The sequence below is a fragment of the Achromobacter sp. ACRQX genome (assembly GCF_022346505.1).
GTDB lineage: Bacteria > Pseudomonadota > Gammaproteobacteria > Burkholderiales > Burkholderiaceae_B > Achromobacter > Achromobacter animicus.
The window spans coordinates 1-9,377 of sequence record NZ_JAKRML010000055.1; the positions used below are offsets into that span (position 1 = coordinate 1).

General features: G+C 67.6%; 8 protein-coding genes and 1 pseudogene. 2 read left to right on the top strand and 7 right to left on the bottom strand.

What is annotated here, in order from left to right:
• Positions 1 to 137: 137 nt before the first annotated feature.
• The 4 genes from MHZ91_RS27965 to MHZ91_RS27980 all read right to left on the bottom strand — a co-directional run bounded on the left by MHZ91_RS27965 (position 138) and on the right by MHZ91_RS27980 (position 4,643).
• Positions 138 to 1,331: a hypothetical protein gene (locus MHZ91_RS27965; RefSeq protein WP_239216559.1), complete on the bottom strand. Its 1,194-nt coding sequence runs from the start codon at positions 1,329 to 1,331 to the stop codon at positions 138 to 140.
• 55 nt (positions 1,332 to 1,386) lie between these two features.
• Positions 1,387 to 2,115, bottom strand: a complete 729-nt coding sequence (locus MHZ91_RS27970; protein ID WP_239216560.1) for a hypothetical protein — start codon at positions 2,113 to 2,115, stop codon at positions 1,387 to 1,389.
• Between the two features lie 38 nt (positions 2,116 to 2,153).
• On the bottom strand, positions 2,154 to 3,881 hold the full coding sequence (locus tag MHZ91_RS27975) for an alpha/beta-hydrolase family protein (protein ID WP_239216562.1): 1,728 nt from the start codon (positions 3,879 to 3,881) through the stop codon (positions 2,154 to 2,156).
• A gap of 102 nt (positions 3,882 to 3,983) precedes the next feature.
• Positions 3,984 to 4,643 (bottom strand): glutathione S-transferase family protein, encoded by a 660-nt coding sequence (locus tag MHZ91_RS27980; protein ID WP_239216564.1) that lies wholly within the window; start codon positions 4,641 to 4,643, stop codon positions 3,984 to 3,986.
• Positions 4,644 to 4,810: 167 nt separating this feature from the next.
• Here MHZ91_RS27980 and MHZ91_RS27985 point away from each other — a divergent pair, with 167 nt between their 5' ends.
• The gene (locus tag MHZ91_RS27985; protein WP_239216566.1) at positions 4,811 to 5,575 is read left to right on the top strand and encodes a class II aldolase/adducin family protein; all 765 of its coding nucleotides are present in this window, start codon (positions 4,811 to 4,813) and stop codon (positions 5,573 to 5,575) included.
• 44 nt (positions 5,576 to 5,619) lie between these two features.
• On the opposite strand, the gene MHZ91_RS27990 is transcribed toward MHZ91_RS27985, so the two are convergent.
• The 3 genes from MHZ91_RS27990 to MHZ91_RS28000 form a co-directional block, all read right to left on the bottom strand.
• Positions 5,620 to 6,408, bottom strand: a complete 789-nt coding sequence (locus MHZ91_RS27990) for a hypothetical protein (protein WP_239216568.1) — start codon at positions 6,406 to 6,408, stop codon at positions 5,620 to 5,622.
• 163 nt (positions 6,409 to 6,571) lie between these two features.
• A complete protein-coding gene (locus tag MHZ91_RS27995) occupies positions 6,572 to 7,033 on the bottom strand; it encodes an SRPBCC family protein (protein WP_239216570.1) in 462 nt (153 codons plus the stop codon).
• 93 nt (positions 7,034 to 7,126) lie between these two features.
• A complete protein-coding gene (locus tag MHZ91_RS28000; protein WP_239216571.1) occupies positions 7,127 to 8,710 on the bottom strand; it encodes an FAD-dependent monooxygenase in 1,584 nt (527 codons plus the stop codon).
• 333 nt (positions 8,711 to 9,043) lie between these two features.
• On the opposite strand from MHZ91_RS28000, the pseudogene MHZ91_RS28005 reads away from it, so the two are divergent.
• Positions 9,044 to 9,358 (top strand): annotated as a pseudogene (locus tag MHZ91_RS28005) (excinuclease ABC subunit A); the annotation flags it as partial.
• Positions 9,359 to 9,377 lie beyond the last annotated feature (19 nt).

Sequence of the window (9,377 nt, forward strand, 5' to 3'; positions counted from 1 at the left end):
ATGGAGGGGCGCAGCTTTGGCGGGTTTGGCGGGTTCCGGGGCGGCGGCGGCTTCCGGCGTTGAGTCGGTAGGGGCAGCGCGCTCTCGTCGTGCGCAACGCGTGCCGGCTCGGCGGCCGGCACGCATGTTGTCTGTAGTCAGTCCTGCACCAGGTACGCTTGTCCGCCCGGCTTCAGATAAGCCGCCAGATCGCTGAACGGCACCTGCGCCAGCGTGCCAAGACACACGCCCGACGCGTGCCCCACGCCCGACACCGACAGGCTCAGCGCACCCGGAGCGCTCGCGCCCAGCGCAAGATACGTGGGCCAAAGATCCCAGCAGCCTTCCTTGGAGCGGTCTTCCGTCAGGCCCGCCTCGTCGCGCGCCGCCAGGGTTTTCTGTACCTGGCCGGCAAGTTCCTTCAGCGCGGGGCGCGGTTCGCGGTTGTTCGGCTCGTAGGCGTCGAACACGCGGTTCCAATCCAGCGTTTCGCCGCGCAGCAGGTCCAGCGTGTAGGGATCGAAGTGGTTGTTGGGATGCGCGCCGCCACAGTCCAGGCTGCCGGACTCGGTCACGGTCATCATCGCGCTGGACAGCCACGGCACCTTCACGACCTCTTCCTCGTAGTTGCCCAGCGTTCCCGCGGACGGGCCGTCGCTGGTGTAGGCCGTGGCCTTGCAGGCCAGTGCTGCGTGGCTCATGCGCCAGTGGCGCTGTTCGAGCAGATGGTTGACGCGCGCCATGACCGCTTTGTCCGGATGCCGCGACAGGCGCGGGTAGCTGAACTGCGTGCGCGGATCGCGCCACATGCGATAGGCCACGGTGGCGCTGCCGATGTCGTCGCCCACGGGCTCGGCATGGCCCGCTAGTTTGAGCGTGTCGTAAGGCACGCGGGCCGCGTCGATCTCTACGCCGAACTCGATGCCGCCATCGGGCGTCAGCGCGCTGGCGTCGTACTGCGCGGCACGCTTGAGCGTGAAGCTGCGTTGCTTGCCCGTGCGCGTGTCGATCCAGACCCCCCGATAGCCCTGCGCGTCGAGCGTGCCTTGCCAGGTGGCGGCAGGCTTTGCGCCCGGCTGTTTGGCGGCCTGGTACGTCAGCGGCTCGGCCAGCGATTTGACGGTGCCTTTGAGCGGAATGTCGACGCCGTTCTTGGGATAGAAGTAGCGTCCGGTCAGCTCGCCGTCGGCGGCCGCGCTGTCCAGCTCCATCACGATGTCGCCCACGCCTTGCAGCGTGCCCGTGTAGACGGTGCGCTCGGCGGCGCTGGCCTCGCCGGGCGCCTGCAGCAGCAGGGCCAGCGCCAAGGCGCCAATCGGAATCGAAAGCGGGCGTGCAATGGGAAAGGGCATCTGCGTGGTGGACCCTGAGACGTGGGCCGGTCAATATACCCGACGCATCAGGGCTTCAATCTGCTGACCGCCATTGTCCAACGCCGGGGTCCACGCTAACGCGCCGGCCATCTGCCCAGACCTGTTCCTCTTCCAGCCGCGACGCCGTTCCGGTGTCGACGTCGAAGACAATGCCAAGCGCCCGCGCAACCGCCGGATCTTCGATCGGCAGCTCCCAGGTCAGAAAGAGTTGCGACAGATCTTGGTCATCGGCGAAGTCCGCCTCGTCGTACCCGCTTTGATGCCGGCGAATCACGGCGTGCGGCTGGCAGGTGTCGAAGACGATGGCCACGCCGCGTGTGAGCGCAATGCGGTGGCCGGTGCCGGGAAAATGCACGTCCAGACCCTTGTCGTCGGACAGGAACAGATTGCAGAACGCCGCGCTGCCGTATTGACTGCCGTCGTGGTGATAGCGCGCGCCCCGGCAGGCCATCAGCGCCATGTCGCTGGCGCCCAGCACATCGCCCAGCCCTTGCGCGCGCGTCCAGTCGCGCATGGCTTGCACGCACTCGCCGAGTTCCGGCCAGCGCGCGCGGGTGCGGGACAGCGGCATCTGCTCGACGTCGCCGGGTTCGAGCAGCAGCCGCGTGCGGATCTCGCGATCCCAATCGGCCAGCAGGCGTGCCGGCGGCGCGGGCACGTTCAGGTGGCCAGCGAGCAGCCGGCTGCTGACGCTGCGGCTGCGCAAGACGTCATCGTGCGCGTAAAAGAACGACGTCAATTGGTCCTGCAATGGGTGATTCATGACTGCATTGGGTGATTCATGAGCTGCGCCTGCCGCGCCTAACCTCCGCGTCCTTCATAGGCGCCTTCGTCGCCGTCCTCGTCTTCCATCGCGGCCTGCGCGCGTTCCAGCAGATAGCGCTTCAGGCCTTCAAGGCCATCCGGCGTCCAGTCCGTTACGCCGGTCACCGCAACCCATGCATCCACATAATGCTGCGGCGCATAGACGTGTCCATAGCCCATGGGCGTTGCCGTGCCCACCGCCATGTCCAGCGCCAGTTGCAACATCGTCACCACGGGATACCAGCGCAGTTCGGGCGACACGTCCGGCCCCATCGGCGCGTTCATCCACGCGGGCGGACGGTACAGGTCGCGATAGTCGAAGAACGTGACCGGGTCGCTGGCGTATTGCAGGTAGACGACACGCATCGGCCCCCACGGCGCGTCGGACGGCACGGGCGAGCCATGCTGATTCATGAAGCGCACGAAGGCGCCATCGCGCAGCTCGGGCAGCCACGCGGGCGAGCCGGGATTGCGGGCGTCCGTGATCTTGCGCCAGACCCGGCTCTCAAACGGCGGGCCGCTCCACAACGCGCCCTGGATCGGATCGCCGATCATCTCGAACAGTTCGGCCGAGCCGGCGGAGTTCATGGCGCCCAGGCTCAGGCCATGCAGATACAGCCGGGGCCGCCGGTCCTTGGGCAGCGTGGTCCAGTGGCCATACACCGCCTGGAACAGGGCGCGCGCCGCCTCGGCGCCGTATTCGGGTTGCGCCAGCAGCGACAGCGGGCTGGACAGGTACGAATACTGCATTGCCACGCTGGCCACGTCGCCATTGAGCAGGTATTCCAGCGAGTCGGCGGCGGCGGGGTCGACCCACCCCGTGCCGGTCGGCGTGATGACCACCAGCACCGAGCGGTCGAAGGCGCCGACGCGTTTCATCTCGTCCAGCGCAAGCTGCGCGCGGGCCTGCGGCGTGGCCGCGCCGCGCAGGCCGACATAGACGCGGATGGGTTCCAGCGCCTCGCGTCCCGACTGCGTGGTGATCTCGCTGGCTGTCGGGCCCGACGCGATGAATTCGCGGCCCGCACGGCCCAGTTCATTCCAGCGGATCAGCGACGCCGGACCGCCGGTCTTGTTATCGGCGGTCGGCTGCGGGCGTTCGGGTTCCAGCAGCGCGTCGAATTCTTTGAACGACGCATCCAGCACGTGCAGCGCGCCGCGGAAGAACACGTCGGTCGCCAGCAGCCAGAAGATCAAAAGGGCGATGGCCGCGCCCGTGACGTTGGCCACGCGCCTCGGTACGACACGCCGCACCTGCCGGGTCAGATAGCGCGCGATCAGCTTGAACAGCCGCGCCAGCGCCAGCAGCACGGCGAACGTCGCGAGGGCGATCAGGCTGACCTTGATGGGATGTGCGCTCGTCACGGGTTCCATCTGCATCAGCGCGCGGATGGTGTTCTGCCATTCGGCTGCGCGGCCCAGGAATACGATCGCCACGGACACGCACAGCAGGCCGATGACGGCATTGATGATGCGCGCGGTCCGGCCGCGGGGCTCGGGCAGTTCCATGTAGGCCCACAGCCAATGCCAGAGCACGCCCAGGCCATATCCCGCGGCGAGGCAAGTGCCGGCAAGCACGCCCTGCGTGACGTGGGTGCGGGGGATGAGGGTGGGCGTCAGCGCCGCGGCAAAGAACAGCGTGCCGAGCATGAGGCCGACGCCGGATAGGGACTCCAGGTGCGAGCGCAGGAAGGTAGGCAGGTGGCGGGGCAAGGTCTGCTGCACGGTGGGCGTCCTCATCCGGGAGGGAATGGCGGGGATTCTCGCACGTTGCCGCGCGATGGTCGCGGGTGACGATGTTTGTGGGAGCCGATACGGACGGGGCTGTCAGTCGCGGTCGGGCGCGCCCAGCGGAAAGAGCGTCCGGTAGGGCCGGGCCTCGTCGACCGCCCGCGCGAACGACGGCCGCGCCAGCAGCCGCGCGCGATAGGTCCGCAGATGCGGATAGGCGTCGGCGATCGAGTGGGTCCAGTCGGCGTAGAACAAGGCGGGCGCGGCGGCGCAGTCGGCCAGCGTGAAGTCCGCGCCCGCCGCCCATGTGCGCGTCGCAAGCTGCGCGTCGATCCAGGCGTAGGCCCGTTCCAGCTTCTGCGCGGCCAGCGCCCGCGCTTCGTCACGCTTGGCGGGATCGCCGGTCAGCGCGCCGTTCACCGCGTGCTGCATCCAGTACATGACGTGCAGGTCGAAATAGCGGTCCAGAAAGCGCACGTCCAGCGCGGCCATCGGGTCGGCGGGAATCAGCCGGACCGGGCCGGGGTGGGTCAGTTGCAGGTACTCGATGATGATGCTTGATTCAACGACGTTGCGTTCGCCGTCGACCAGCAGCGGAAACTTGCGCAGCGGCCAGCGCTCGATCCAGTCGGCGGCATGCTGGGGCGTGTCGGGCCCGATGCTGCGGAACTCGAACGGCGTGGCGTTTTCGTACAGCGCAATCAGTGTCTTCTGCGTGTACGACGAAAAGGGATGACCGTAAAGTGCAGGCAGCATTCTCGGAGTCTCCTCGGACGTGGCTCACAGGTTAATGGGTCTCGGGCTGTTTCACCAGACGGACGCCGCCCCGACGCCGCCGTGCGCACCGGGCGCGAAAAGGAATACAGTGCATGACGGATCCCGGCGCAACGGCTCGGGGCCGACACCAACAATACGGAGACAGGATGGATACGGCAGGCAAGCAGGGCGCCAGCGTGCGCGAACAGGTCGGCGAAACGGAATGGCAGGTCCGCAAGGACCTGGCGGCGTTGTACCGGCTGGTGGCGCTGTTCGGGTGGGACGATCTCATCTTCACGCACATCACCGCCAAGGTGCCGGGCACGGAGCATTTCCTCATCAACCCCTACGGGATGATGTTCGACGAGATCACCGCGTCCAGCCTGGTCAAGATCGACCTGCACGGCAACAAGGTGATGGACTCGGCATACGACATCAATCCGGCCGGCTTCACCATCCACAGCTGTATCCATGCGGCGCGCAAGGATGCGATGTGCGTCCTGCATACGCATTCGATCAACGGCGTGGCGGTCTCGGCGCAGAAGGCGGGCCTCTTGCCGCTGTCGCAGTTCGCGTTCATCGTGCTGCGCTCGCTCAGCTACCACGACTACGAAGGTCTGGCGCTCAATCCCGACGAGCAGCCGCGCCTGGTGCGCGACCTGGGCGCCAACAACTACCTCATCCTGCGTAACCACGGCCTCTTGACCGTGGGTCAGAGCATGGCCGAGGCCTTTCAGGCCATGCACCGGATGGAAGCCGCCTGCATGGTGCAGGTGCGCGCCCAGGCGGGCGGCGAACTGACCCACATTCCCGCGGAGATCCTGGCCCGCGCGGCGGTGGAGTCGCCGGCTGACCGCGCCCACAAGGCCCAGCTGGCGTGGCCGGGCCTGCTGCGCCGGCTGGACCGGCGCAATCCGGGCTACGCGGAATAAGCGTGAAAGCCGGTGCCCGACACCGGCCAGCAGCACGTCGCCGACTACTTCTTCGCAGCCGGATCCGCCGACAGGAACTCGGCGCAATCCGGCAGCGGCGTGGCCGGCTGGTACGTCGCGTCGCCGGCATTCCATGTGTACGTGACGGTGTAGCTGCACTGCTTGTCCGCCTGCGGCGCAAGCTGCGCCTTGGTCAGCGCGGGCCGCGCGCTTGAGTCCGCGAGACGGCTGGCCCCTGACGGCGAGCGGGTGGCCTGCGTCTTCACCAGCAGATCCGGCAATTCCTTGCCCGGCAGGGCCTTCAACGATGCCGTGAACTGATAGACATCGCTGCATTGCCCGGCGCGCTTTTCCTGGTCCGCCTCGTTGAAGCACGCCCGGATGGAGGCATCGGCCGTGTACGGCATGACGAGCACCAGGCTCGCGCCGGCCTGCTCGCCCAGATTGACGTCGTACAGATACAGATCCCGGCGTTCGAATCCGCCGCCCGAGAACGGGGTCGACGCCTTGAAGTCCGGCTCCGCCGGGCCGATCACGCCGACCAGCGCCCGCTCTTCGCTCAAACGGATCAGTTCCGGCCAGACCTTGAAATCCTTGAAGTCGGGAATGTCGGGCGAGTCCCAGAACCGGTAGTCGGCGCGCAGGGTCCTGCTGGTCGCGAATGGCCCGTTTTCGTTGAACGCGCCGTCCGTCTTGATGCCCACGCACCAGTCGGTCTGGGCGTTGCAATACAGCTTGTGGTCCGCGTTCAGCTTCAGGGGCTCGGTATCGGGGGCGGCCAATGCCGCGGCGGGCAGGGCGGCGCAGAGCAGCAGGGCAAACACTTTTGACACGATTCTTCCTTCTTGTGGGATTCGCGCGGGCCGGTATGTTACGGCCCGCGCAGCGCCGCTGGGGCGCGCCACATTTTGTAGGGAGTCGGGTCATTGCGCGCGACCCGATGGTGTCAAAAGATGAACAAACGTATCGGAGTCGATGCCGTTCGCGCCGGCGGCCTCAGTCGCGCACCGGGCCGTCGGGCGTATCGGTTTCCACCAGCCGGGCCAGTTGCAGCAGTGATTCCTGCCAGCCCAGGTAGCACATCTCGGTCGGGATGACCTCGGGAACGCCCTCCTGCACGATGGTCAGTTCCGTGCCGCACGAGACCTGCCGCAGGTTGATGGTCGTCGTCATCTCGCCCGGCAGGGCGGGATCGTTGAAGCGGTCCGTGTAGCGGATCTTCTCGCCTTCCACCAGCTCCAGGTATTCGCCGCCGAACGGCTCGAGGTGGCCGGTGGCGAAGTTGCGAAAGGCCATCCGGTGCTTGCCGCCCACGCGCGCGTCCAGTTCCTGGACCGAGCAGGTGTAGCCATAGGGCGGAAGCCACTTGGCGACCGCGTCGGGTTCGAGAAAGGCGCGATAGACGCGGTCGGGGGAGGCGCGCAGGACGCGCAGGTGTCGTACGGTTCCGGTAGTCATGGTGTAGTCCGCCTTGATTTGAGGGTGGGTGCATGAATACGACGAACCGCCGGCACCCGGATCGACACGGATTTGCCTGGGGATTTCCCTAGGTCATGGCGTCTGTCCCGATTGCCGCAGGCGTTCAATGTACGCCGTCAGCGTCTCGGCGTGCCGCTGCTCGGCGCGCAGGCCGACGTGGCCGTCCGCCCGCACCGCCAGCAGCATCATGTCGCCCACGCCCATCCGGGCCGCCGTGGCGGGCTCCAGGTACGCGTCCACGTCGGTCACGCCGTCGCTGGCGGTCAGGGCCACCACCACCTCGATGATGTAGCCGTCAGCCAGCGCCATCAGCCGGCGGCGCAGGTCCGACAGCGGCTGCTGCGCCGTGCCGGGGCCGCCAATCAACAAAACGGTGTGCCCGCGCCGCTTGGCGTACTCATGCAGCTTGCCCCGGCCGCCGGTGGAAAACCGCACGTCGATATGGTCCGGCAGCCGCTGGCCCGGCCAGATGGCCTCGTGCCGGTCACCCATCACGATGGGCGACCCCGCGTAGTCGATGTCGAGTTCGGCTTCCGACACGGCCTCGCGGTGCCGCGCCTCGGGGTTGCCGAAGGCCGCGCGGATCGCCAGATCGCGCGCGCGACGCTCTGCGTTGCCCTGCGCCATCTGCGCGCTTTCGGCGGCATCGCCCGACGCCATCACCATGTCGGCCACGGGCCGGCGCTCGGCGTGATAGCTGTCCAGCAGTGCGGGCGAACAATGTCCCTGGCAGACCAGCGCCAGCTTCCACCCCAGGTTGTAGGCATCCTGCAGGCCGGTGTTCATGCCATGTCCCTGCGCCGGGCTGCACGTGTGCGCGGCGTCGCCCGCCAGCAGCACGCGGCCGGACCGGAACGCGCGCGCCACCTTGGTGTGGCATTCGAAGCGCGCCGGGTGCGAGACGTTGTAAAAGCCGGCGTCAGGCAGGTAGCGCCGCAGCGTGGACAGCGCGTCCTCGACCAGGTCCGACGCCGCGGAGCTGGGGCGCAGGTAGACGCGCCAGCGCTCGCCGGGCAACGCGGTCAGAATCACGGGAATCTGATCCAGGTAGGCATAGTTCGCCTCGAACGCCTCCGGCCAGTCGGGGATGGTGGCGTCGAACACGGCCCACGGCTGGTTGATGTCGTGGCCGTCCTGCTCGATGCCGGTCAGCATCCGCACGGTGCTGTGATGCCCGTCGCAGCCGACGACCCACTGCGCCAGCACCTGCGACAGCTTGCCGCCGCGCTCCACGGTGGCCAGCACGCCGTCTTCCTGTTCCTGCAATCCCACCAGCTTCGTGGCGCGCGTGACCTTGCCGCCCAGCCGCGCCAGATGGTCGGCCAGCACCGTCTCCGTGACTTCTTCCGAGATGCCGATGTTGAAGGGATAGCGGCTGCCGGCAAGTTCCAGGTCGATGATGCCCAGTTCGCTGCCGCCCGCATGAATGCGGGCGCGCCGCTGCTTCACGCCCGCGGCCAGCAGGGGTTCGATGATGCCCAGCGCATCCAGGATTTCAAGTGAACGCGGATGCACGACGGTCGCGCGGTCCCAATCCAGCGGGCGTTCGTGCGCATCGATCAGCAGGCAGTCCACGCCGCGGCGCTGCAATTCGGCGGCGGTCAACAGGCCGGCCGGGCCCGCGCCCACGACCAGGACGGAAATCGAGATCACCATGTCTTGCCCTCAGCAATGTGGTCATCAAGTCCTGCCGCAAGGGATGCAGCCTGCCCGGCAGTCGGAAGCAGCGCGGTCGCGCCGATGCTGCCGGCAGCACGACAAGGGCGGCGCATTGCGCCGCCCCTGCCGTTTCGCGTGTTGCGAAATTAAAGCAGCGCCGGGGCGCCGTCAACGGCAATGCGCGGCGCCGCGTGCGAGTGGGGGTGGCACCTCGTTCCGCGGTATGGATGCATCAGTGCGCGCGGTCTCATGCGATGGGATGAGGCGCTGCTCGCCCGGTTGGCCACGCCCGCGAAGGCATCCGCCGTCCGGTCCATTACTATTTCAGCCATGAGCCAGCGCAAGAATCCTTCGAAGCCGGGCCCCGATGCCTGCATCCGCGTGCGAGGCGCGCGGGAACACAACCTGAAGAACGTGGACGTCAGCATCCCGCGCGATGCGCTGGTGGTGTTCGCCGGCGTGTCCGGGTCGGGCAAATCGTCGCTCGCATTCGGCACGCTGTACGCCGAAGCGCAGCGCCGCTACCTGGAATCGCTGTCGCCGTACGCCCGCCGCCTGATCGATCAGGTGGGCGTGCCGGACGTCGACGCCATCGATGGTCTGCCGCCCGCCGTGGCCTTGCAGCAGCAGCGCGGCACGCCCACCTGATCGATCAGGCGGCGGG